The sequence below is a fragment of the Brucella sp. JSBI001 genome, assembly GCF_026014005.1.
Lineage (GTDB): Bacteria > Pseudomonadota > Alphaproteobacteria > Rhizobiales > Rhizobiaceae > Brucella > Brucella anthropi.
The window spans coordinates 1,080,234-1,100,442 of the sequence record NZ_CP110339.1; the positions used below are offsets into that span (position 1 = coordinate 1,080,234).

Here is a 20,209-nt window from a genome sequence, read left to right on the forward strand (position 1 = left end):
CATGGGGCGTGTATATACAACGATACAGGGTGAAATGGTGGACGCGATCTGCCGTAAGATTTATGGCGATGAAAGCGGATATGTCGAGCAGGTGCTGGAAGCGAACCCAGGCTTGGCGGCGCTCCCTCATCGATTGCCGTTGGGGACAAAAATTCACCTGCCAGAATTGAGTAAGGCAGATGATAGGCAGGCTGTTGTTTCGCTATGGGATTAATCAGCCAGCATCAACCTGAAACATAGTTTTGTAGAGTGATGTCCAACTCCTGTCGACCTTGCCTTTGCAGGTGAACTTGTCGCCTTTATGCAGCTTTATCACGATATTGCTCCATTTCCTCGACATGCCACAGCGCACCAACACATTGCGACCAAGATCGATGTCGACCCAGTAACCGGATAACATGCCTTCTTCTACTTCGGTAACTGCGCCCGTTAATTCATAAATCTGGCCTGACATATTCTTGTCCCACCATGCTTGCTGTTCGAGTTCTGTCTTGTTTCTATTGATGCCAGACAGAATTTCGGCGGCGGTAATGCTGTGGGATTGTGGCTCCGGTTTTGTTTCTCGCTTTGGCTCATCTTGAGTGACCTGTGAGTTGTCCGTAACTGGGGTTGCTGCCATAATTGCTGCATCAACGGCAAGTTCATTCGGGTTCCTCTGGCAGAACCGATACATGCTAACGAAAGCGGTCGTTTGATCTGCACTTGTTGCGCGTGAAAATCTCATGCCCTTGTTTGCCAGAAAGGCACCCATCGCCAACATTGTGACTTGGTTCAACCCGTGATTGGTCGCACTCATCAATTCGCCGCCGTGCAGGTAGGCGGATTCGGTGTCTCTTATGTAATCCGCGCAAGTAAACTTTTCCTCGGCTAGAGCGGATGTCGTGCAAAGTACGGCGGCTCCGGCGCAACAAAATCTCAGAAAATTCATATCCCCTCCGGCTCAACAGGCTGGATGCTCCCCAATAGGCTAATTCTATGAAGACTCCAGCCTTTGAAATAAAAGTCAACGGCAAAGCCGTCGCGTCCATTGTGAATGAACGGATTATCTCGCTGACTGTCACTGACAAAGAGGGTGTCGGCTCGGACTCGATTGATGTCGACCTGAATGATGGCAACCCGTTCGCCGCCATCCCTAAAAAGGGTGACAAGATTGAGGTGTCGCTTGGCTATGCAGAGACCGACATACTCCCTTTCGGTGCGTTCACTGTAGATGACCCAGAGATCCGCTGCCTTCCTTACGGCATGAACATTCGCGGGCGAGGGGCGAATATCCGCGACAAGTTCAAGCAAAGCCGCTCCCGCCACTGGGATGAAAAGACTGTCGCCGAGATCCTCCAGCAGATCGCTTCCGAAAACGGTTTGCAGCCCGTCATCGACGATGAAGTCGCTTCGCACAAGTATGACTGGTTCGGACAGCAAGATGAGAGCGATATGCATGTCTGCGAGCGTCTGGCTCGCATTCACGGTGCATTGTTCTCGGTAAAGGATGGCAAGCTGATCTTCGCCAAGCGTGGCAGTGGAAAGTCAGCAAGTGGAAAAGACCTTACACCCGTTATCGTCGGGCCGTTCGAGATCGTGCAAGGCACATGCCGCATTAATTTTGCCTATCGCAAGAAAGTCAAAACAGTGCGCGCAAAGGTTCGCGACCGCGCCAAGGCTGAGACGGTCGAGGTCGAGGAAGATAGTGACGATGAAGGCACCGCCGATTTCACGGTGAAGGAAAATTTCAGCACGGAAGCCGAAGCGAAAAAGGCTGCGAAGTCCAAGGCTGAAAGCCTCAAGGCGGAAACTGTCAAAACCTTTGTCACAGTGTTTGGCGATCCGACCATTCGGGCAGGCGCGCCGTTTTCCTACCAGAATGTGCGGCCTGAAATTGACGGCATAGAATTCATTATCGAGACAGCAACCCACCGCATCAGCAAGTCGGGATATATGACCGATATCGAGGCGAAGCTAAAGCCGGTCGCCAGTAAGGCATCCAAGGATAAGAAAAAGTCCACTGCGGCCAGCACCTCGAAAACGAACGAGAACAGCCCGAAAACGCCAGCGGTGCCAGATCCAAAGCCGCAAGCTCCCGCAAACTCGACGACGGGCGGGTCACCTATGGGCATGGGTATAGGTCGCGCCTAGCGCCGCTCGAATTTCCAACGGGGCAATCATGAAATATATTATCCGGAATTATCCGGTCGCCTTCATCAAGTGGGCGATCTACGGGATCTTGCTGCTTATTGCTAAGCTGGTAGCGATCCTGATCGCGCCAATCTTGGCTCTCTGGTCGGTGTTGGCAGGGGCTTCGGTTCTGCCATATCCATTCTCGCTTTTTCATACGCATGATGACGATCTGGACGGCGGGCAACATCAGCTTGGATGGCCGCAAGCCAAGGGCTTCAAATTGTGGTGGCAGCGAACACGATGGATCATGCGAAACCCGGCCTACGGATTTGCGGCCAATGTTTTCGGTTTCAGGTTCGAGGGCGTTACCACCGTTTATCAGATCGATAGCGGCGGCTTTGACTGGTCGAAACCCGGCACGTTTTATGAGGGCGTGTATCGAGACAGTAAAGGTCGACTGTTTTTCTCGTACCGCGCCCGCTTTAAGATCTTCGGCAGGATCTGTGGTTGCTGGATCGGCTGGAGCTACGTCGCCTACGACAATGTCAGCCTGCAGCTGAAAATCTCCCTCATATCCATCGTTAAATAGAGGCTGTCATGCAGCTTGTGCCCGATTGGCGGCGCGTCTTGCGAAAGGCGTGGTCTGTCCGCCTGATCCTGCTTGCCGGTGTTCTGACCGGTATTGAAGCCGTGTTGCCGCTTCTTGGTGACACTTTCCCCATCCCCTCCGGCGTGTTCGCTTTGCTGACCTTCTTCGTGGTGGTCGCAGCCTTCGTGATGCGCCTCGTTTCTCAGAAAGTATTCCGAAATGGCGAGTAAGCGCGCAAAGGCTGCTCTGGCATCCGGTCTGGGTCTCGTCGCTTTGACGGCGACTTATCTGACCGCGCCGTGGGAGGGTATGGAAAACCATGCCTATTATGACAAGCTCGGCAGGGTCTGGACTGTGTGCCTGGGTGAAACCAAGGGCGTGCAGAAAGGCGACTATTATACTGACAGGCAGTGCCGCGAAAAGCTCATCACCCGACTGGAGAACGATTTCCGGCAACCGCTTCGCAAGTGCATCCGCACTTTCGATCAGGCACCTATCAGCGTGCAGGCGTCGATGTTGGATCTCTCCTATAACATCGGGACTGGTGCGGCCTGCAAATCGACCGCCGCCCGCCGCATGAGCGAGCGGCAATGGCGTGCAGCCTGCAACGCGATGACCGCTTTCAATCGCGCTGGGGGCAAGGTCGTGGACGGTCTGAAAAAGCGCCGCGAACTGGGTGACGCTCAGCGCATCGGTGAGTTGGAACTCTGTCTGGCAGGTCTGTGATGTTCGGCTTGCTGGACTATCTCAAGATTGGCGCTGGCTGCGCCGTCGGGATCGTGCTGTCTGCGATCTATTTTAACGGCGTGCCGGTTCTCAAAGATGTTCCCTATCTCGGCGTTGTTTTCGAGGGGCAGGCAAAGAAAGGCCTTGTTCCCGAATTTCAGGCGGCGGCGCTGCGGGCGGAACGCGACGAGCTGCTACGGCAGGGCAGAGCCAACGCGATTGTGATTGAAGCCTACCAGGTGCAGTTGCGGAACGCTCGCGCAGCTGAGGCCGCACAGATCGAAAAATCTGAACAGGAGATAGCGGACTATGAGAAGAAGCTGGCAGCGGCGGGCCGTGCCTGTCTGCTTGATCGCGATGATTTGCAGTTCCTGCGCCAGTGATCGACTGCTGCAGGAGGCTGCTGAACAGCAGGGTAAGGCGCAAGCGCGCATTGTCCCGCCTGAATATCCCGATGACTGTCGCAAGAAAGAGCCGCATGCGCCGTTGATCGAGGGGGCGGAAGTCCGCTCCATCCTTAAAAGGGAGCGAGCGGCGCTGGACAGGCAGAATGCGCGAACGGATCGATGCGCGGAATTTTATGACGGCTGGGCAAGGGGGCTACGGTGAGGGAAGGTGCGATGCGGTTACCAAACAAAGGAAAGTTTGAGTGGAACTTCAACACGCTGCTGCAGCTCGGGCAGATCGCCGTCCTCATCCTCGGCGGCGTGACGATTTGGGTCAACAGATCTCGCGATATTGAGGATCTCACTAAGTGGAAGCTCTCGCACGAGGCTTATCATAAAGAGCGCTTAGCCGAAGTGCGCGAGGATAAGGGAAAAAACGATCAGCGGTTCCAAACTATAGAGGCCGATATCCGCAAGCTATCCAGTAACCAGGAAAGCATGAGCTATCAGATAGCCTCAAACTCCCAGGCGATCAAAAGCGCAGCTGATAATTCGAAGGAAATACAGGAAACATTAACGACAGTGCGTGGGGATGTCCGTGTTGTGATGGAGATCCTGCAGCGTCTGGAGGCTGGGCAGCGGCGTCCCTAACGCGGTAAAACGGTAGCGATCCGCTATAATATGAATGACCAAGCGCCCGCCCGTCACCCGACGCGGCGGGCTTTTTCTTTTCTACCGGTCGGGATGGTGTCTTGCCTTCGTCGTCGCTTATTCGTTCGGTTCTGTGCCGGTTGCTCCGTGGTGTAATCCTTCGGATACAACACGGATGGCTGTTGCCGCTTCTTCTTCTGACCAGCCAGCATCGACCGCATCCTGAATAAGCTCTCGGACACCCACGACGTTTGCGCCCGAAAGCGCCGCAGTGGCTTCAGCTTCCGTCGCGCCAGCCGCTACCTGTTGCTCAACAAGGTCAGCGAGGCCCTGCGAAATCGCTTCCTGACAATCAATTTCACGGTCGGGATAATCGCCGGGCTGTTTTGGTCCGAACATTCGATCCTCCTTCGATGGTCTGGATTTAGGTAGGGCATTAATTTTCGCTGTCCAGCCAAAGGGTCTTCGTCGTTTCGCTCATGCAAGTCCCCCTACAAATCCGCTCATTTCCTGCAGGCGTACCATTGCCATACGCATATGACCGCGACAGCCGCGCCCTTTGCACCTGGCCTTCGCCTCGATCTCATCAAGATACTTTTGAGAACGATCAGCGCCCGTGCAAAGCATCTGCCTGGTTGTGTAAGTCACGCGACCGCACTTTTTGCAGGTCAATTCAAGTCGCTGTTCATCATCCAGATCTCGGACCTTGATTGTGGATTTCCAATTGCCCATTACCAGAAATCCTCTGCGGACGGGATGCGGGTGTAACTGATCTTGCCGCCCACGTGCCCGCCTGCAGGCGGTTTCCATTCGCCCATGCTTACGATGGTTCCGGAATATTTCGTGTTGAGCGTATCGACGGCGTTGTTTGCCTTTTCCCATTTCTGGCGCACGGCATCGTCATTATTCAGCATATCCATCTGACGCTCGCCTGCTGGTGACAGATCATACAACGTCACGCCGACCCGAAAGATGGTTATGCCTCGCGGATGGTCGTCTCGCACGCGTTGCCAGAGCAGGCGCAGCGCCGACAGAATAGCTTGATCGTCATTCACTACCGGCAAGTAATGTTTGCCGAACCATGATCCGTCACGCACTGAAAGCCATAGCCACAACCCTGCTGCATAGAAATTTTCACGACGAAGACGGCGGGCGGCTTTGGTCAGCAGTAGCCGGGATATCTCATAAGCGCCCGTTATTGAGCGGGCTTCAGGTGGCAAAACGCGACCATGGCCAAACATTCCGCGCTGCTGTGCTGGCGCCTGGATATCGTAGCCGTGAAGGGCATACCAAAGTCGCTCACCGTTGACGCTGTTCCAGATCTTCCGCATGTGTTTCGGTTGTAAGGCGTAGAGCTGGGTGGTTGTAAACACGCCATTGCGATAAAGCCGCTTTGCCATATTCGATCCGACCCCGGGTATATCCTCCAGCTCGACGCGCAAAAGCGGGTCCGGCATGATCGCAGGCCACCAAATGGCCAGTCCATTGCCGTAGGATCCTCGACGCTTTGTTTCTTCTTTCCCGGCCTTGCAGGCGATCTTTGCAAGCTGGCGGTTTGCGGCGAATCCGATTGAGCAGGTGATGAAGGGGCCGATGTTGTCAGAGATCGCCGATTTAATGCGCGCTGCCAATAGCTCCGGATCTCGCTTGCCGCTGTCGTCGAGAACGCATGTCAGCTCATCAATGCTTTTGGCTGTGTCGATTGCGATGACAGTCTCGATCTCGCAGAGCAGGGCATTGTGAGCGCGCCGGTAAAGATCTGGCTTTTGCGGGACTAGGATAAGATCGGGGCATAACCGCTTCGCTTCTTTGATCGGCATGACGTTTTTAACGCCGAAGTTCTTCGCCTCTTTTGAGCAGGCAATGACGGCAGTGCGGTCGGTGCCTTCGAAGGGCACGACTCCGATGGGGCGACCACGTAAACGCCGGTCGCATTGCTGCTCGACGCTCGCAAAAAAGCCGTCAAAGTCCAAATAAAGACGCTCTATAGTCTCAGGAAGGCGCAAGGCACACTCCAAAATCAGGGCAAGCGTAACCTGCCCCGTGCACCTATGCGCTCAGGAACATATTCCGCTCAATGTGGATATGTTCCTAAAATGTTCTCATTTTGAAAGTTAGTCAATCTGCATTTTCCGGTTGTGGAAATTCGGTGCATAAGCTGGGTTGCTTGGCTGCTGAAATGTGGGGCAGACGTATGAAAAAACATAATGTTTTGAACGCATGCTTTTCTGCCCCACTTTTTTGCAAGCCATTGAAAAGGCATGAAATCCGTAGAACCTCCGGGACTCTCATGTTTGTGCAATAAAAAACCCCGCCGGAGCGGGGCTAGAACAATCTAGAAGACTATCGTTGTCGAAATACAGCCTTCACGTCACCGCCAGCTGAAGAGGGGATCCCACTCTCGTTATTGTGGCGTGGATCTGTAATTCCAAAAGCTACAACGGTATCGCGCATCAACTCGAACAATGAACCTGTATTTGCTGTTCCGTCCAGGCGATAGCTCGATGACGAGCTAGACTCACGGTATATGTAAGATGCATCCGCATTCCGGAATTCAAAAGTCATTGTTCCCTCCATCCTTCGAAATTCCGTTGATCGCCGATATTGTTGTTGCCATCTCGCCGAAGTTGCCCTTCCGAGACGAACGCGTAATTAGCGTCTAGTGTGCTCTCAATCAATCCCCGTGTAAACAAATAGTCAAAAACACCATTTGCTGGCACGGTATTAAGCGGGTTGAAAGGTGTTAGCAGCTCCATTTCGGCTACGTAGTCTTTATGGAGCGCCTTCAATAGCTCATACAATTCGCTGTCTGGTTTTACTACGTTCAGGCCGAGATCTATGGCTTCTCGACGATTAATAGTGTAGTCATGGCTACCGGACTCTGCGCATAAAAAATTTACGATTTCATTAACCTTATCGTGATCCTGAATATGCCCGCTAAGCAGCTTTGTTCCGAGATAACGGATCTGAGCCTGCGAACGAAAAATCTCACCCAAAACTAAAGGGTGAACCTTATCCGATAAATTGTTTAGAAGCCCGCCCAAAACTGTTGCGTCTGTAACCTTTAGGTCTTCTCTCGCAGCATCCAAATATCCGCGCACCGCTTCGACACTGACGGGTATTCGGGCTAATTGGTTTCCAGCTTGAAATTGCGGACCGAGTGGATGCGTTAGACTCGGGTCAATTGGTCCGAGTGCAGCCTGCTTTGTCATGATAATTGAATTTGCGCCCAACGAAATGAGCGTCCCTGCGCTCATTGCTTTATTGGGGACAATCACTTCGAATTCATCGCAAAAGGTCTTTATGAGATTGACCAATCGCCACGCAGCTGACGTACTTCCTCCATTTGTATGAAGTATGAGCGATATTTTCTTTGTTGGACCGATCTCGTCCAACACGTCGACGAAGATATCAAAGCAATCTGGACTGATTTGCGTCTCCAGACTTGGGCGATCTCCTGTCACATATGTAACTACGCGGGTCTCCAGCTTTTTTTCTATCGCCGCGTATACGTCTTTCCTCTCTTGAATCCCCAATTCAATCTCCAGACGAATCTTTTTGAAATACACTCTTACCCTCGAATGCAACAAAGACGACAAAAAGACAACACAGTATCGCCATATTTAAGAGACCGACGAATAGAGACTGACACCTCATTCCTGCCACTGATGGGTGCTAAAATTTTGCCTTTGCGGGCAACTGGCGTTCATTCCGATCTTGTCTTTTGAAGGCTCTGATTGTAGTAGGTGCGCCAACGTGTGATTTTACGGCGCAATTTTGCGATACGTACTGTGACACAAACTGGGATACAGAGCTGCCAATTTGGCAGAATTTGTACAAGGAAATCAATGCAGGGGGTATGGTGCGGCTGCTCTCCATCCGCACCAACTGCCATAAGGCAAAAGAATTTCTCTCCCGCGACAAGGCAAACAAGCCGGTGACGGCGGGACAATGACAAGAAGTGAAGGTTTGAACATGCAGGTTACCGAAACGCTCAATGAAGGGCTGAAGCGCGAGATCAAAGTCGTGGTTCCGGCCAAGGACCTCGAAGCCAAGCTCGCAGAGCGGCTGGAAACTGCGCGTGACCGCGCCAAGATCAACGGCTTCCGTCCGGGCAAGGTGCCTGCGGCTCACCTCCGCAAGATGTACGGCAAGTCCTTCATGGCGGAAATCGTCAACGAAATCCTCAACGACTCGTCGCGTTCGCTTCTCGCTGAACGTAACGAAAAGTCGGCTACGCAGCCTGAAGTCATCATGTCGGAAGACGAAAAAGAGGCCGAACAGGTTCTCGACGGCAAGGCCGATTTCGTTTTCTCGCTGAACTACGAAGTTCTGCCGGCAATTGAAGTCAAGGACTTCTCGAAGATCGCCGTTACCCGTGAAGTCGTCGATATTTCCGATGAGGAAGTTGACGATCAGGTCAAGCGCATCGCTTCGTCGACCCGCGCCTTCGAAACCAAGAAGGGCAAGGCCGAAAACGAAGATCGCGTCACGATCGACTATCTGGGCAAGCTCGACGGCGAGCCGTTCGAAGGCGGCGCGGACAACGATGCGCAGCTCGTTCTCGGTTCGGGCCAGTTCATTCCGGGCTTCGAAGAGCAGCTCGTTGGTGTCAAGGCTGGCGACGAGAAGGTCATCACTGTGACGTTCCCGGCAGAATACGGCGCTGCCCATCTGGCTGGCAAGGAAGCTACCTTCGACATTACCGTCAAGGAAGTTGCCAAGCCGAACGAACTCGTTCTCGATGATGAAACTGCAAAGAAGCTCGGCATCGAATCGCTTGAGCGTCTGCGTCAGGTTGTTCGCGAACAGATCGAAAGCCAGTACGGCCAGATCACCCGCCAGAAGGTAAAGCGTCAGATTCTCGACGCTCTGGACGGTGACTACCAGTTCGCAACGCCGCAGAAGCTTGTTGACGCTGAATTCAACAATATCTGGCAGCAGATCAACTTCGACCTGCAGCAGGCTGGCCGCACGTTCGAAGACGAAGAAACCACCGAAGAAGCTGCTCGCGAAGAATATCGCAAGCTCGCTGAGCGTCGCGTACGCCTCGGTCTGGTTCTGTCGGAAATCGGCGAAAAGGCTGGCGTTGAAGTTTCTGAAGAAGAACTGCAGCGCGCTGTTTACGATCAGGTTCGTCGCTATCCGGGCCAGGAAAAGGAAATCTACGAATTCCTGCGCAAGACGCCGGATGCCGTTGCCAACCTTCGCGCCCCGATCTTTGAAGAAAAGGTCGTTGACCATCTGCTCGCCAACATCAGCGTGACCGACAAGAAGGTCTCGAAGGAAGAGCTGACGGCTGAAGACGAAGATGCAGCTTCGGAAGCAAAGCCTGCCAAGAAGGCTGCTCCCAAGAAGAAGGCCGCTCCTAAGAAGAAGGCCGACGAAGGCAAGTCCGAAGAGGCTTGATCTTCACTTCCAGCATGAATTCGGAGGGGCCGCGCATAGCGCGGCCTTTTCGTTTTGCGATCATGGTAATGGTGGCTGAAAAGCTTGCATCCGGTGGGGCTTTGCTCTAGCCAATACAACAATCAGTTTCAGCCCAATCACAGTATTGTCGAGCCAGTAATGTCCCTAATCGATACGCGTATACCTGAACCCAAACGCTTTATCTCCGGCGCGACCGGCGACTGGGAAGTCGTCATCGGCATGGAAGTCCATGCGCAGGTCACGTCAGAATCGAAGCTGTTCTCCGGCGCTTCCACTTCGTTTGGCGCGGAGCCGAATTCGAATGTTTCTCTGGTTGATGCAGCCATGCCGGGCATGCTGCCGGTCATCAATCTGGAATGCGTCAAACAGGCGGTTCGCACGGGAATCGGGCTCAATGCTCAGATCAATCTGAAGTCGGTTTTCGACCGCAAGAACTATTTCTATCCCGATCTGCCGCAGGGCTACCAGATCTCACAGTTCAAGCAGCCTATCGTTGGCGAAGGCAAGATCATGATTTCGGTCGGCCCGGACAATAAGGGCCAGTTCGAAGACGTGGAAATCGGCATCGAGCGCCTGCATCTGGAACAGGATGCGGGCAAGTCCATGCACGATCAGCATCCGACCATGTCCTATGTGGACCTGAACCGTTCTGGTGTGGCGTTGATGGAAATCGTATCGAAGCCGGACCTGCGTTCCTCCGATGAAGCACGCGCTTATCTGACCAAGCTGCGCACGATTGTGCGTTATCTCGGCACTTGCGACGGCAATATGGACGAAGGCTCGATGCGCGCTGACGTAAACGTCTCCGTGCGCCGTCCGGGCGGGGAATTCGGCACGCGCTGCGAAATCAAGAACGTCAACTCGATCCGCTTCGTCGGTCAGGCGATTGAATATGAGGCTCGTCGCCAGATTGCTATTCTCGAGGACGGTGGCTCCATCGATCAGGAAACGCGTCTGTTCGATCCGGTAAAGGGTGAAACCCGGTCCATGCGCTCCAAGGAAGAAGCGCATGACTATCGCTATTTCCCTGATCCGGACCTTCTGCCACTCGAGTTCGACCAGGCATTCGTGGATGCGCTGGCAGTGGATCTGCCGGAACTGCCGGACGTCAAGAAGCAGCGCCTCGTCGAGAAGCAGGGTATCTCGATCTATGATGCATCGATTCTCGTTACCGAGAAGGCCATTGCTGATTATTATGAATCCGTTGCTGCGGGTCGTGACGGCAAGGCCGCAGCGAACTGGGTCATCAACGATCTCCTCGGCGCGCTGAACAAGGCTGGCAAGGACATTGAGGAATCGCCGGTCAGCCCGGAACAGCTCGGTGCAGTCATCGATCTCATCAAGGAAGGTACGATTTCCGGTAAGATCGCCAAGGATCTTTTCGAGATCGTCTGGAATGAGGGCGGTGACCCGAAGAAGCTCGTTGAAGAACGTGGCATGAAGCAGGTTACGGACACCGGTGCCATCGAGAAGGCCGTGGACGATGTCATTGCTGCCAACCCGGAAAAGGTTGAGCAGGCGAAAGCCAAGCCGACGCTGGCTGGCTGGTTCGTTGGTCAGGTCATGAAGGCAACGGGCGGGAAGGCCAACCCGCAATCCGTGAATGAACTGGTCAAGGCCAAGCTCGGGATTGAAGAGTAATGTGGGTCAGGAGCGCGACAGAGGCTGATCTCAAGGCAGTGCATGAGCTGCTGGTATCGACCTGGCACGCGACCTTTGACGACATCCTCGGGCGGGAAACGGTGGATGCCGTTACCGCCCGGTGGCACGGCATCGCTGTTCTGAAGGCCAATCTGAAGAAGCCTTATTCGGAATTCATTGTCGCCGATAACGGCAATGGTGGGATCGACGGAATGGCTTTTGCCAGCCAGTCCGAAGAAGGCAAGGCTTCGCTGCATCAGCTTTATGTTCGTCCCGACACGCAGGTTCAAGGTATTGGAACGATGCTTCTCGCCGAAATCGAGATGGCTTTTCCTGATGTTCGAACGATGAAGCTTGAAGTGATCGAGCGAAACACCAAGGCGGTGAATTTCTACGAGCGCAAAGGCTATACCAAAGTCGGCCGGAACGAGGATTGGGGCGATCCCAATTGCAAGGAACCGGTGCTGGTTATGGAAAAGTCGCTCGAAAGCTGGAATATGTAAAGCATGTCTCGCCAAAGTGGAGATCGCTTTGGGGAGACATGCGAGAATATAAAAGCCTGACGCGCGCGGCGTTTTGGGCCCATCATACTCTTGTGACAGCGGCAACTTGACCCTTGCCATGGCCAGTCGATAGGGCCATAAGCAAGAAAACCCGGTGGTTTCGGTCACCTGTGGCAATAATGGATCTGGAATAGGTCATGAAGAAATTTATTACGCAAGTTTTCACCTGGTGGAACGGCCAGACGCTCGGCACGCGGTTTCATACGTGGCGCAAGGGCGAGCGCGTCGGTGAGGACGAGTTCGGCAATATCTATTATCAGGGCGGCAAGGACTCCGAAGGTCGCACACGTCGCTGGGTAATCTTCAATGGCTATGCGGAAGCAAGTGCTATTCCTCCCGGCTGGCATGGTTGGATGCATCATCGCGTTGACACGCCGCCTACCAAGGAAGACTACAAGCCGCGCGACTGGCAGAAGCCGCATCTGCAGAACCTGACCGGTTCTCCGCTGGCGTATCGTCCGAAAGGCGCCATTGCTCGTCCGGGCACGGAACCTGCGGAACGTCCGCGCGTGACCGGCGAATACGATGCCTGGACACCGGGCAACTGATAATCGGTTTTGATTTTGTCCGGCGCGTTCATCCGCGCCGGATTTATTATGTGTCCGCCTTTTGACGCTATAGCGGAAAAGGTTTGAGGATAGACGGCTCGCTTAAGACCAGCGGCAGCATTGCAGCTTGCGACTGGGCAACGAATCGTCACATTTCATGCTTAGGAATTGTTCCGGCTTAATTTAAACCCTTTGGATGCGGATCTCCGTTTTGACGAAGCAATCTCACGGCGCGGCTGGCAACGGAAAAAACCCGATAAAAAGGGCTGTTCAGGTTGCCTTGATTTCGCTCATTGCGACCACCAGCAGCTTTCAAGCAGCAATGGCCGAACGCATCACCAATACGGTTGCTGAGTTCTCGGGTCTCGATAAAATCACCGGGCGTATCACGACGTTCGACGTCTATATCAATGAGACAGTTCAGTTCGGCGCCCTTCAGGTAACGCCGAAAGTTTGTTATTCGCGCACAGAGAACGAAGCACCACGCACCGACGGTTTCGTTGAAGTCGAAGAGATCACGCTTGACCGAAAGATTCGCCGTATTTTTACCGGCTGGATGTTCGCCGATAGTCCGGGTCTCAATGCTGTCGAGCATCCGATCTATGACGTCTGGCTGAAGGACTGCAAGCAGAAGTCGGAAGTCCCTCCGCCGGATCAGCGCAATTAACCGCAGCTATTTAGAAGCGCACGATTCCATCCAGCGCGTTTTCCAGCAGTTTCTCGTATTTTTTCCTTGGAACTTCCACAGCGCCGAATCTTTCGAGATGCGGTGTGGTGAACTGCGTGTCGAGCAGCACGAAGCCTTGCTTCACCAGATGCTGGACCAGATAGGCAAGGCAGACCTTTGACGCGTCCCGTTTTCGTGTGAACATGCTCTCGCCGAAAAAGGCACGCCCAAGCGTTACCCCATAAAGTCCACCAACGAGCTGTCCGTCATGCCAGGCTTCGACCGTGTGGCAATGTCCGATCTCGAACAGATTCTTATAGGCTTCGCGGATAGGTCCATTGATCCATGTGCGCGCGCGTTCACCTGTTCCGCTGGCACAACCTTCGATCACACCATCAAAATCGTTATCGAGCTTTATGTCAAAAATACCCTGGCGGATGGTCTTCTGGAGGCTTTTCGGCATGTGGAAGCCATCAAGGGGTATGACACCGCGCCTCTCGGGACGAACCCAGAAGACTTCGGGATCGTCGGCTTCTTCGGCCATGGGAAATATTCCCGTGGCATAGGCCCGCAGGAGTAGCTCCGGTTCGATTGAATAGTCGTCCGGGGATACTCCTGCGGTCACTGTCGTCAGGCGCTTTCGCTCTTGGTTTTCTTGGCCAGATACTTTTCAAGCCAATGAATGTCGTAATCGCCGTTAGCGATATCCTGATTGGCAATCAGGTCTTGGAAAAGCGGGAGGGTGGTTTTCACACCATCCACCACGAACTCGTCCAGCGCACGGCGCAGACGCATCATGCATTCGACGCGATTGCGACCATGCACAATCAGCTTGCCGATAAGGCTGTCGTAGTAAGGCGGAATACGATAGCCGGAGTAGACGCCCGAATCCACGCGGATGCCGAGGCCACCCGGCGTATGATAATGCGTGATCAGGCCCGGCGAAGGCGCAAAAGTCAGCGGGTCTTCAGCGTTGATACGGCATTCGATGGCATGGCCGGAGAAGCGGATATCCTTCTGCTTTACCGACAGGCCGAGGCCAGCTGCAACGCGAATCTGCTCGTGAACGAGATCGATACCCGTGATGGCTTCCGTAATCGGATGTTCCACCTGAAGACGCGTATTCATTTCGATGAAATAGAATTCGCCGTCTTCATAAAGGAACTCGATCGTTCCCGCACCGCGATAGCCCAGTTCCGCACAGGCGTTGGCGCAGACCATGCCGATCTTGTCGCGTGCTTCTGCATTGAGCGCCGGTGAATTGGCTTCTTCCCAAACCTTCTGGTGGCGGCGCTGCAACGAGCAGTCGCGTTCGCCCAGATGGATGGCATTGCCGGCACCGTCGCCCATGACCTGAACTTCGATGTGGCGCGGCTTTTCGAGATATTTCTCGATATAGACCGCGTCGTCACCAAAGGCTGCACCAGCTTCGGTCCGCGCGGTTGCAAGTGCTACCGAAAGATCTTCTTCGGTGCGGGCAACCTTCATGCCGCGTCCGCCACCACCGGCCGAAGCCTTGATGATGACCGGATAACCGATTTCCTTCGCGATGCGAGCGGCTTCGACGTCATCCGTCACACCGCCGTCAGAACCAGGAACAACCGGAATGCCGAGGCGCTTTGCAGTGCGCTTGGCTTCGATCTTGTCGCCCATGATGCGGATATGCGAAGCGGTGGGGCCAATGAAGGTGATGCCGTGCGCTTCAAGAATTTCCGCGAACTTGGCGTTCTCCGACAGGAAGCCATAACCCGGATGGATTGCGTCAGCGCCCGTGATCTCGCAAGCAGCAACGATCTGATGGATGTTCAGATAGCTGTCGCGCGATGGCGGCGGCCCGATGCAGACACTTTCGTCTGCCAGACGCACATGCATCGCGTCGGCGTCTGCCGTGGAGTGAACGGCGACGGTCTTGATGCCCAGTTCCTTACAAGCCCTGAGCACGCGAAGAGCGATTTCGCCACGATTGGCTATGAGTATCTTTTGAAACATTGCGCTTTGCTGCCCGTTCATTGAATAAGCCGTAATCTGTTGTCTTATTCGATTACGACGAGCGGCTCACCGAATTCAACCGGCTGAGCGTCTTCGATGAGGATGGCCTTGACCGTACCAGCCCGCGGGGCCGGAATCTGGTTCATGGTCTTCATGGCTTCGATGATGAGAAGCGTCTGACCTTCCTTCACCTGTGCGCCGACTTCGATGAAGTTGCGAGCACCCGGAGCCGGAGCGAGATAGGCAGTGCCAACCATCGGCGATGGAACGGCGTTCTTCGACAGATCGGCCTTGGTCGGTTCGGCGGCTGCAGCAGCTGGCGCGGCAGCAACAGCAACAGGGGCTGCGGCTGGCATAACGGTTGCTGCGGCCTGAACCGTGACCTTGCGCGAAACGCGGATACGCAGATCGCCATGTTCGACTTCGATATCGGTCAGGTCGGTTTCATTGAGAATGTCCGCCAGGTCGCGGATCGTTTCCTTGTCGATGACGGAATTTTTGCTGGACATATCAGGCCCCTTTAACGCTTTGCCCGTTGTTTTCTTCTTCTTTGGCAATTGCCGCAAGCGCGCGCAGACCGAGCAGATATCCTTCCGCGCCAAAGCCGCAAATAACGCCTTTGGCGACTGCGGATACATAGGAGTGATGCCGGAAAGCCTCACGCGCATGAATGTTCGAAAGATGCACTTCCACGACCGTTACCTTGGCCGAGCGGATTGCATCATGAATAGCAACCGAAGTGTGGCTGTAAGCGGCTGGATTGATGAGGACATAGGCGTTTCTATCGCCAGCCTCCTGAATCCAGGTCACCAGATCGCCTTCGTAATTGGACTGACGGAAATCGACATCAAGTCCGAGTTGTTCAGCCTCACGCTTGCAGTCCGCCTCGATATTCTCGAGCGTTGCAACACCGTATATCCCCGGTTCTCGTTTACCGAGAAGGTTGAGATTGGGGCCGTTCAAAACAAAAACCGTTTTTGCCATATCCGTCCGCGACTGATAACGCGTTACCGCGAAATTTCGGTACACTTCGCATTTCATATAGAGGGCTTGGAAGCAAGCCGAAACCCTCTAAATCATTGCAGATGTTTTGCCGAACCGGTTTTTCCCGCTATTCTTTGCAAAATAAGCAGCCGATAAGGCAATTTCTCTTCACGCAACATAAACATTGGATGCCACGGCATAAACTGTTTCACAAAAGTGATCAGTCAAGCCATGGCCGATCAGCTTATTTTTTCGCAGCAGCGCGCGCTGCTGCGATTCTCTCAACCAGACCATCGACGCCGATTGCACCCGGAACCAGTTCATCGCCGATGATGTAGGATGGCGTGCCGGTAATGTTGAGCTGTTGCGCCAGCTGATAGGTCTGCTGGAATGCGCCGGTGATGGCCGGATCTTTCATCTTTTCGCGCAGCTGTGCTTCATCGGCGCCGAGCTTTACGGCATCGGCGATGGCCGAATCTTCCGTTGCACGCTCCTGCGCGCCGAGCAGTACTTGGTGGAATTCAGCATATTTTTCCGGCATCAGCGCTCTGAATGCCTGTGCCACGATATGCGCCTTGGCCGAATCCGGACCAAGAATCGGGAATTCCTTCATGACAAAACGGACATTCTTATCGGTTTTCAGGATCGCTTCCATGTCGGGCAGTGCCCGCTTGCAATAACCGCAATTGTAATCAAAGAACTCGTAGACCGTCACGTCGCCGTCCGGATTGCCGAAGACTGCATCATGCTTGGGGTCATAAAGGGCGGCGCGATTGGCAGTCAGCACCTGCTTGATCTGTTCCTGCGCCGCGTGTGCCTGCTTGGTTTCCAGCGCGCTTTGCACTTCCAGCATCAGTTCGGGATTCTGGATGAGATAGTTGCGCACGACGTTTTCAATGGCCTGCTGGTTCATCGCTGCCGGGGCTGCGGAAGCAGCAGGGCTTTCCACGGCAGCTGGAGCCTGCCGGGCAGTGCCTGCATAATAACCCGCTGCAAGAGCTGCGATGCCCACAATGCCGCTGGCAACTGTTATGGAAACTATGTTCTTCATTCCAAATTCCAATCTGTCTTTAATATCGCTATCAGGCGCAAACGGCCTTACTTGCTTTTCTTGGCATTAATGATGTCCTGCGCGCGAAGCCAATCGGGCGAACGGGGCTTCATCTGCTTTTGCGCGCGGATTGCGAAGATCTGGGCCTGCTGAAGCTTGCCAGAATAGTAGTTCATATCGGCAGTGGCGAGGTCGGCCAACGCCATATCGCCTTGCTGGCCATATGCTTGTGCCAGATAACCATATCCGCCCGGAAACTCCGGATCGGAAGCTATACCTGCCTTGATCTCCTTGATCGCCGTCGGCATGTTTGCCTTGGCACCGGTGAGCATGAGCGCACGCCCATAGCTCATGCGCAGTAACGGCGATTTGCGCGGATCGAGCGAAACCGCCTTCTGGAAAGCCTTTGCCGCTCCCGCGGCATCATTGGCTTTCAGCAAGACTTCGCCGCGCATTTCCTGGAAATACGGGTTCTTTGGCTGTTCCTTGATCAAGGCATCAAATTTCGGTAGCGCAGAGCGGGCAGAGCCGTTCAGGAATGTTGTGATGGCATTGCCATAGCGGGCAGGGAGCCCGCCGGGATTGCTGCGGAACATGCGCTGCAGCGCGCCCATATTGCCCGAATAAGCAGCAATCTTCGCGCGCGCCATATCATGGCGCATCTGCAAGGCCGGAGAATCGGTTTTGTTGAAGTATGGGCTCTTTCGTGCAAGCTCTTCCAGATTGGCAATTCGCTCACGTGGGAGAGGGTGGCTGATACGATATTGGTCGATCTGGGTGCCCGTAAGCGACAGAGCCGATGCGAAACGCTCGAACGTATCGAGCATGCCCTTGGTCGACTGACCGGTGGCATTGAGATAGTTCACGGCAAGACGATCGGCGGTCATTTCTTCCGTGCGCTGATAGTTGAGTACGCTGCGCATGGCTATTTCGCTTGAGCCCATAGCAATACCTGCGCCAGCACCCGCGGCGTTGCCGCTGCCGCTCGCAGCGCCTGCAACGCCGGCGCCAACGCCAAGCAGCATACCAATGATCGCCATGTTGCGGGCGCGGCTGAGCTGTTCACGCAAACGCTCCTGATGCCCGCCTGCAAGGTGTCCCGATTCGTGTGCGATCACGCCAATGATTTCATTGGGCGTTTCCGCCTGCATGATTGCGCCTGTATTTATGAAAATACGCCGTCCATCAACGAAGGCGTTGAAGCTTTGCGAATTGACCAGAATAACGCGAACGCCGCGACCACCCAAACCTGCAGCCTTGAGGATTGGCGCAGCATAATCGGCAACAAGTGCCTCGATTTCCGCGTCCCGGACGATAGGCACACCACCACCACGCGACTGCGCGAATGCAGGGAGGGCACTGGTAACAGCTATGGACGTTGCGGCCACTACGGCGACCGAACGGCGAACCAAACTATGGAAAGAAAATCTCCTGGCTGGGAAAGGTGTAGTCATCGTCCCCATCGTGTTGTTCTTCCTTCTTCAAACCGGCGCGAATCTTATAGCCTTTGCATTCAATCATCGATAGGCAGGCGAGACATAATCTCCATCTCGGGATTTGGTCGTATTTTCTCGTAAAGTGCTGTTGCTTTACCAATCCGGCGATTATACGGCGGATGTAGAATGCGAAACTCGCAAGTTTCTGGAGGTAAAGTTGGTCACTCTTTCCAGCCGCAGTGCGGTCGAGCCCTTTCACGCTATGGACGTTTTGGCTGAGGCAAACCGTCGTCGCGCGGCCGGGCACCCGATTATTTCCATGGCGGTAGGCCAGCCTGCTGATCCGGCACCGGAAGTCGTTCGACAAGCCGCTGAACGTGCCTTGAAGGACGGTCGCATTGGTTACACTGACGCTCTGGGGCTGATTGAACTGAGAGAGGCCATTGCTGGGCATTATGCCGATCATTACGGTGTTTCGGTCTCACCGGAACGTGTTGCCGTCACGACTGGCTCGTCTGCTGCCTTCAATCTGGCCTTTGTGGTCTATTTCGATCCGGGCGACAGGGTTGCTATTACCCGTCCCGGCTACCCCGCCTATCGCAATATATTGACGGCGCTAGGCCTTGAGGTCGTGGAAATACCGACCGGCAATGGAACATCGGCGTCACTGATTGCTGAAGCGCTTGCTGCGGCACATGCCGAGAAGCCCTTGAAAGGGGTATTGTTTGCAAGCCCGGCCAATCCGACCGGCGCGGTCATCGACAAGCCGGAACTGAAAGCGATCATTGAAACTGCCCGTGATCTGGGTATCCGGGTCATTTCAGACGAAATCTATCATCGGCTTTCCTATGAAACGGACGATGTCACGGCGTTGGAGATTTCCGATGATGTGACGGTCATCAACTCGTTCTCCAAATATTACTGCATGACCGGCTGGCGTATTGGCTGGATGGTTCTGCCCGAAGACGATATCCGCGCAATCGAGCGACTGAGCCAGAGCCTTTATATCTCCGCACCGGAGCTTTCGCAGCGCGCTGCCATCGAAGCCTTCCATGCAACGGCGGAACTTGAGCGGGTAAAGGATCGCTATCGTCAGAACCGACTGATCCTGCGGGATCATCTTCCACGCATGGGTCTCAGCCTGGCTGCACCAATGGATGGCGCATTCTATGCCTATTGCGACGTTTCGCGTTTCACCAATGACAGTATGGAATTTGCTCGCCGCATGATTGCCGAAATCAATATAGCAGCAACACCGGGACGCGATTTCGATCCGCTGGATGGACATCGCACAATGCGTTTTTCCTACGCTGGCAAGATCGAGGAAATGGAAGAGGCTGTCCGTCGCCTTGAAGGCTGGCTGCCACAACAGAAAGCCTGAGCCGGTTCCGGTTTCTTCCAACCATTTACCAATATCGAAAGATAAAGAAAAACCG

At 54.3% G+C, this 20,209-nt stretch carries 23 protein-coding genes; 13 read left to right on the forward strand and 10 right to left on the reverse strand.

The window, feature by feature from the left end:
- Position 1 precedes the first annotated feature (1 nt).
- Positions 2–214 (forward strand): tail protein X, encoded by a 213-nt coding sequence (locus tag LJ361_RS05230; protein ID WP_264812868.1) that lies wholly within the window; start codon positions 2–4, stop codon positions 212–214.
- Here the strand turns inward: LJ361_RS05230 and LJ361_RS05235 are convergent, their stop codons facing one another.
- Entirely contained in the window at positions 215–928 is a 714-nt protein-coding gene (locus LJ361_RS05235; RefSeq protein ID WP_264812870.1) for an OB-fold putative lipoprotein, read from the reverse strand.
- A 47-nt stretch (positions 929–975) separates the two neighbouring features.
- On the opposite strand from LJ361_RS05235, the gene LJ361_RS05240 reads away from it, so the two are divergent.
- The 6 genes from LJ361_RS05240 to LJ361_RS05270 all read left to right on the forward strand — a co-directional run bounded on the left by LJ361_RS05240 (position 976) and on the right by LJ361_RS05270 (position 4,464).
- A complete protein-coding gene (locus tag LJ361_RS05240) occupies positions 976–2,130 on the forward strand; it encodes a phage late control D family protein (RefSeq protein ID WP_264812871.1) in 1,155 nt (384 codons plus the stop codon).
- A 28-nt stretch (positions 2,131–2,158) separates the two neighbouring features.
- Positions 2,159–2,701, forward strand: coding sequence for a hypothetical protein (locus tag LJ361_RS05245; protein ID WP_264812873.1), 543 nt, complete (start codon positions 2,159–2,161; stop codon positions 2,699–2,701).
- 8 nt (positions 2,702–2,709) lie between these two features.
- Positions 2,710–2,931 (forward strand): hypothetical protein, encoded by a 222-nt coding sequence (locus tag LJ361_RS05250; RefSeq protein WP_151663696.1) that lies wholly within the window; start codon positions 2,710–2,712, stop codon positions 2,929–2,931.
- Positions 2,921–3,427: a lysozyme gene (locus tag LJ361_RS05255; RefSeq protein ID WP_140019568.1), complete on the forward strand. Its 507-nt coding sequence runs from the start codon at positions 2,921–2,923 to the stop codon at positions 3,425–3,427. Before LJ361_RS05250 ends, LJ361_RS05255 begins: the two co-directional genes overlap by 11 nt.
- Positions 3,427–3,810, forward strand: coding sequence for a hypothetical protein (locus LJ361_RS05260; RefSeq protein ID WP_264812879.1), 384 nt, complete (start codon positions 3,427–3,429; stop codon positions 3,808–3,810). Before LJ361_RS05255 ends, LJ361_RS05260 begins: the two co-directional genes overlap by 1 nt.
- Positions 3,811–4,047: 237 nt before the next feature.
- On the forward strand, positions 4,048–4,464 hold the full coding sequence (locus tag LJ361_RS05270) for a hypothetical protein (protein ID WP_264812881.1): 417 nt from the start codon (positions 4,048–4,050) through the stop codon (positions 4,462–4,464).
- Between the two features lie 117 nt (positions 4,465–4,581).
- Here the strand turns inward: LJ361_RS05270 and LJ361_RS05275 are convergent, their stop codons facing one another.
- The 3 genes from LJ361_RS05275 to LJ361_RS05285 all read right to left on the reverse strand — a co-directional run bounded on the left by LJ361_RS05275 (position 4,582) and on the right by LJ361_RS05285 (position 8,033).
- Entirely contained in the window at positions 4,582–4,863 is a 282-nt protein-coding gene (locus tag LJ361_RS05275; protein ID WP_264812882.1) for a hypothetical protein, read from the reverse strand.
- A 332-nt stretch (positions 4,864–5,195) separates the two neighbouring features.
- The gene (locus tag LJ361_RS05280; protein ID WP_264812883.1) at positions 5,196–6,470 is read right to left on the reverse strand and encodes a Y-family DNA polymerase; all 1,275 of its coding nucleotides are present in this window, start codon (positions 6,468–6,470) and stop codon (positions 5,196–5,198) included.
- Between the two features lie 555 nt (positions 6,471–7,025).
- Positions 7,026–8,033, reverse strand: a complete 1,008-nt coding sequence (locus LJ361_RS05285; protein WP_264359142.1) for an SDH family Clp fold serine proteinase — start codon at positions 8,031–8,033, stop codon at positions 7,026–7,028.
- 406 nt (positions 8,034–8,439) lie between these two features.
- Between LJ361_RS05285 and tig the strand changes: the two genes are divergently transcribed.
- From tig to LJ361_RS05310, 5 genes are all read left to right on the forward strand, one after another.
- A complete protein-coding gene (gene tig / locus LJ361_RS05290) occupies positions 8,440–9,873 on the forward strand; it encodes a trigger factor (RefSeq protein ID WP_264813574.1) in 1,434 nt (477 codons plus the stop codon).
- Between the two features lie 159 nt (positions 9,874–10,032).
- Positions 10,033–11,535 carry an Asp-tRNA(Asn)/Glu-tRNA(Gln) amidotransferase subunit GatB gene (gene gatB / locus LJ361_RS05295; protein WP_012092152.1) on the forward strand — a complete coding sequence of 501 codons (1,503 nt, stop codon included), beginning with the start codon at positions 10,033–10,035 and terminating at the stop codon, positions 11,533–11,535.
- Positions 11,535–12,038: a GNAT family N-acetyltransferase gene (locus tag LJ361_RS05300; RefSeq protein ID WP_036583875.1), complete on the forward strand. Its 504-nt coding sequence runs from the start codon at positions 11,535–11,537 to the stop codon at positions 12,036–12,038. The genes gatB and LJ361_RS05300 overlap by 1 nt, the downstream gene beginning before the upstream one ends.
- A gap of 197 nt (positions 12,039–12,235) precedes the next feature.
- Positions 12,236–12,646: an NADH:ubiquinone oxidoreductase subunit NDUFA12 gene (locus LJ361_RS05305; protein WP_010661260.1), complete on the forward strand. Its 411-nt coding sequence runs from the start codon at positions 12,236–12,238 to the stop codon at positions 12,644–12,646.
- A 196-nt stretch (positions 12,647–12,842) separates the two neighbouring features.
- Positions 12,843–13,313 (forward strand): DUF2155 domain-containing protein, encoded by a 471-nt coding sequence (locus LJ361_RS05310; RefSeq protein ID WP_264812886.1) that lies wholly within the window; start codon positions 12,843–12,845, stop codon positions 13,311–13,313.
- A 10-nt stretch (positions 13,314–13,323) separates the two neighbouring features.
- On the opposite strand, the gene aat is transcribed toward LJ361_RS05310, so the two are convergent.
- The 6 genes from aat to LJ361_RS05340 form a co-directional block, all read right to left on the reverse strand.
- Positions 13,324–13,938 (reverse strand): leucyl/phenylalanyl-tRNA--protein transferase, encoded by a 615-nt coding sequence (aat, locus tag LJ361_RS05315; RefSeq protein ID WP_012092150.1) that lies wholly within the window; start codon positions 13,936–13,938, stop codon positions 13,324–13,326.
- A 5-nt stretch (positions 13,939–13,943) separates the two neighbouring features.
- Positions 13,944–15,302: an acetyl-CoA carboxylase biotin carboxylase subunit gene (accC, locus tag LJ361_RS05320; protein WP_010661263.1), complete on the reverse strand. Its 1,359-nt coding sequence runs from the start codon at positions 15,300–15,302 to the stop codon at positions 13,944–13,946.
- Between the two features lie 44 nt (positions 15,303–15,346).
- Positions 15,347–15,811 carry an acetyl-CoA carboxylase biotin carboxyl carrier protein gene (gene accB, locus LJ361_RS05325; RefSeq protein WP_010661264.1) on the reverse strand — a complete coding sequence of 155 codons (465 nt, stop codon included), beginning with the start codon at positions 15,809–15,811 and terminating at the stop codon, positions 15,347–15,349.
- A gap of 1 nt (position 15,812) precedes the next feature.
- Complete coding sequence (aroQ, locus tag LJ361_RS05330; protein ID WP_105529147.1) at positions 15,813–16,286, reverse strand: type II 3-dehydroquinate dehydratase; 474 nt, start codon at positions 16,284–16,286, stop codon at positions 15,813–15,815.
- A gap of 244 nt (positions 16,287–16,530) precedes the next feature.
- Positions 16,531–17,337 (reverse strand): DsbA family protein, encoded by an 807-nt coding sequence (locus LJ361_RS05335; protein WP_012092146.1) that lies wholly within the window; start codon positions 17,335–17,337, stop codon positions 16,531–16,533.
- A gap of 47 nt (positions 17,338–17,384) precedes the next feature.
- Entirely contained in the window at positions 17,385–18,800 is a 1,416-nt protein-coding gene (locus LJ361_RS05340) for a M48 family metalloprotease (protein WP_264812889.1), read from the reverse strand.
- 190 nt (positions 18,801–18,990) lie between these two features.
- On the opposite strand from LJ361_RS05340, the gene LJ361_RS05345 reads away from it, so the two are divergent.
- The gene (locus tag LJ361_RS05345; protein ID WP_264812891.1) at positions 18,991–20,154 is read left to right on the forward strand and encodes a pyridoxal phosphate-dependent aminotransferase; all 1,164 of its coding nucleotides are present in this window, start codon (positions 18,991–18,993) and stop codon (positions 20,152–20,154) included.
- The last annotated feature ends 55 nt before the right edge of the window (positions 20,155–20,209 follow it).

Excerpts from the sequence above, each read along its gene's own strand:
- LJ361_RS05235 (WP_264812870.1), bottom strand. The coding sequence starts at position 928 with ATGAATTTTCTGAGATTTTGTTGCGCCGGAGCCGCCGTACTTTGCACG.
- tig (WP_264813574.1), top strand. The coding sequence starts at position 8,440 with ATGCAGGTTACCGAAACGCTCAATGAAGGGCTGAAGCGCGAGATCAAA.
- aroQ (WP_105529147.1), bottom strand. The coding sequence starts at position 16,286 with ATGGCAAAAACGGTTTTTGTTTTGAACGGCCCCAATCTCAACCTTCTC.
- accC (WP_010661263.1), bottom strand. The coding sequence starts at position 15,302 with ATGTTTCAAAAGATACTCATAGCCAATCGTGGCGAAATCGCTCTTCGC.
- LJ361_RS05250 (WP_151663696.1), top strand. The coding sequence starts at position 2,710 with ATGCAGCTTGTGCCCGATTGGCGGCGCGTCTTGCGAAAGGCGTGGTCT.
- LJ361_RS05275 (WP_264812882.1), bottom strand. The coding sequence starts at position 4,863 with ATGTTCGGACCAAAACAGCCCGGCGATTATCCCGACCGTGAAATTGAT.
- LJ361_RS05340 (WP_264812889.1), bottom strand. The coding sequence starts at position 18,800 with ATGGGGACGATGACTACACCTTTCCCAGCCAGGAGATTTTCTTTCCAT.
- LJ361_RS05270 (WP_264812881.1), top strand. The coding sequence starts at position 4,048 with ATGCGGTTACCAAACAAAGGAAAGTTTGAGTGGAACTTCAACACGCTG.
- LJ361_RS05305 (WP_010661260.1), top strand. The coding sequence starts at position 12,236 with ATGAAGAAATTTATTACGCAAGTTTTCACCTGGTGGAACGGCCAGACG.
- LJ361_RS05335 (WP_012092146.1), bottom strand. The coding sequence starts at position 17,337 with ATGAAGAACATAGTTTCCATAACAGTTGCCAGCGGCATTGTGGGCATC.
- LJ361_RS05310 (WP_264812886.1), top strand. The coding sequence starts at position 12,843 with ATGCGGATCTCCGTTTTGACGAAGCAATCTCACGGCGCGGCTGGCAAC.
- LJ361_RS05240 (WP_264812871.1), top strand. The coding sequence starts at position 976 with ATGAAGACTCCAGCCTTTGAAATAAAAGTCAACGGCAAAGCCGTCGCG.
- accB (WP_010661264.1), bottom strand. The coding sequence starts at position 15,811 with ATGTCCAGCAAAAATTCCGTCATCGACAAGGAAACGATCCGCGACCTG.
- LJ361_RS05300 (WP_036583875.1), top strand. The coding sequence starts at position 11,535 with ATGTGGGTCAGGAGCGCGACAGAGGCTGATCTCAAGGCAGTGCATGAG.
- gatB (WP_012092152.1), top strand. The coding sequence starts at position 10,033 with ATGTCCCTAATCGATACGCGTATACCTGAACCCAAACGCTTTATCTCC.
- LJ361_RS05260 (WP_264812879.1), top strand. The coding sequence starts at position 3,427 with ATGTTCGGCTTGCTGGACTATCTCAAGATTGGCGCTGGCTGCGCCGTC.
- LJ361_RS05245 (WP_264812873.1), top strand. The coding sequence starts at position 2,159 with ATGAAATATATTATCCGGAATTATCCGGTCGCCTTCATCAAGTGGGCG.
- LJ361_RS05230 (WP_264812868.1), top strand. The coding sequence starts at position 2 with ATGGGGCGTGTATATACAACGATACAGGGTGAAATGGTGGACGCGATC.
- LJ361_RS05255 (WP_140019568.1), top strand. The coding sequence starts at position 2,921 with ATGGCGAGTAAGCGCGCAAAGGCTGCTCTGGCATCCGGTCTGGGTCTC.